Source organism: Hymenobacter agri, assembly GCF_054778495.1.
In genome coordinates, this window is the sequence record NZ_BAAGZM010001022.1 from 1 (window position 1) to 991 (window position 991).

Here is a 991-nt window from a genome sequence, read left to right on the forward strand (position 1 = left end):
CGCCGGCCCAGGCCCGGCAGTGCCCGCCGCAGGACGTGCTGCTGCGCCGGCCGCTGCCCATCTACATCCGCTACGCCACCGCCACGGCCGAGAATGGGCATTTACGCTTCTACCAGGACATTTACGGGCAGGACCAGGCGCTTTGGGAAGCGCTGTATTGCCGGTAGGAAGAAAGAGGGCATACAGGCCAAGTGTTACTTTGGCATTGGGGGACATTCGCTTTTGGGAACTGTTAATGTATACAGCGCAATGGGCTTATTCTTGATATCGAGGAAGTATTGTTGAACGTGATATCGGTTAAATAGACTCAATGATAGGATTAAGGACGAGTAATGAGCACTAGGTAAAAAGCAAACTTTAAGGCCGCTTTTATTCCAGTTTGGTCTGGTACCTCTAGCATGTAAAATCCTTTCTATATCGTGAATTGCCAACGTGTCCATTCCTGGCCCTTTGCCTAGAGTTATTATATGCCAGTGACGATAAGTATCAACACTCGCGTAAGTGAGTTTTGGCTCATTGCGCATAAGACTATCACAATCTTCAAAATACGCTAATGGCCAAATGGTGCCGGATTTATTAATTGGCGGCATCGTCAGTTGCAACACGCTGCGCCGCTTCAACTGCTCCTGCCACGGGTGCAGCGCCAGGCAGCCCAGCAGCAACAGCCCCGCCAGCGCCACCCAGCCTTGGGGCAACAGCAGCCGGCGGCGGCGGCGGCGGGGTAGGTGGAAATGCATAGGAGCAGGCAGAGGGCGCAATAATGGCAACCAAAGCTGAACCGGCAACGCCGGAAACCCGCCGGAAAGTACGCGGCTGGCCAACAATTCGCGTACTGCGCTGGTCTGTGTCGCGCTGCTTTGCTTTTCATGATGCTATTTTCCTTTTTGCTTAAGGCGCGGTTGGGGTTGCTTGGGGGGCTTTTGCTGCCGCTGCGCCTTGCCGCCCAAACGCCCACTCCCGCCGACACCGCCCGCGCCGTGGCCCTGCCCAC

Annotated in this window: 1 protein-coding gene; it reads right to left on the reverse strand. The window is 55.6% G+C overall.

The window, feature by feature from the left end; translation table 11 throughout:
* Positions 1-194: 194 nt before the first annotated feature.
* Positions 195-737, reverse strand: a complete 543-nt coding sequence (locus ACYVDE_RS24175; protein WP_460504073.1) for a hypothetical protein — start codon at positions 735-737, stop codon at positions 195-197.
* Positions 738-991: the final 254 nt, after the last annotated feature.